This window comes from Priestia sp. P5_B4 (assembly GCF_056400385.1).
This window is the reverse complement of sequence record NZ_JBFULJ010001479.1, coordinates 1-570: the sequence shown is the minus strand read 5'-3', so window position 1 is coordinate 570 and position 570 is coordinate 1. Positions and strand designations below refer to the sequence as shown.

The 570-nt window shown below is 31.8% G+C and carries 2 protein-coding genes and 1 riboswitch; of the genes, one reads left to right on the top strand and one right to left on the bottom strand.

The window, feature by feature from the left end; translation table 11 throughout:
- The first annotated feature begins 161 nt into the window (after window positions 1–161).
- Window positions 162–246: riboswitch (cyclic di-GMP riboswitch) on the top strand.
- Entirely contained in the window at window positions 227–397 is a 171-nt protein-coding gene (locus tag AC1DRF_RS31720; protein ID WP_427076965.1) for an anti-repressor SinI family protein, read from the top strand. Its footprint overlaps the riboswitch before it by 20 nt.
- A gap of 32 nt (window positions 398–429) precedes the next feature.
- Here the strand turns inward: AC1DRF_RS31720 and AC1DRF_RS31715 are convergent, their stop codons facing one another.
- Window positions 430–534 (bottom strand): anti-repressor SinI family protein, encoded by a 105-nt coding sequence (locus AC1DRF_RS31715; protein WP_477742791.1) that lies wholly within the window; start codon window positions 532–534, stop codon window positions 430–432.
- Window positions 535–570 lie beyond the last annotated feature (36 nt).

Here is a 570-nt window from a genome sequence, read left to right as displayed (position 1 = left end):
CCTTCTTGTACGCTTGKTTTACGTCTCTTCCCAGCTGATAACTCTCAGCATTATTTTTGGAGTTRGAAATAGTTRTTTAATTCAGAAAATAATTATARGAATACTTATTTCGACACACTTTGACACCCCCTATGTAGTAAGATTTTATATAAATTTACATATTCAGATAAAGGCAAACTAGTTGAAAAGCTAGGACGCAAAGCTACAGATCTAAAGTCAATTGACTATGACAGCTGGGCTACCTAAAATTCTGGAGGAATTTATTTTTATGAGCAGTGAAAATGAAATAACAATGTCAAATGTAGATCAAGAATGGGTCAGTCTTATCCAAGAGGCTAAGGAAATAGGGCTATCTGTTAAAGAAGTGAAAGCATTCTTAGATAATAAACAAACCTAGTGATAATAAAAAACATTAGATAAGCAAGCTATCTAATGTTTTTTTGTTATCGTATTATCTTGAGATTTTGTTTCTAGAAACTGTTTAAAATCTTCTTTACTCACATTTGAATTCATTGCATCTTTAACTAGCTTCATCCACTCTTCTGGCAGAACTGCTATAGACTTTTTCAT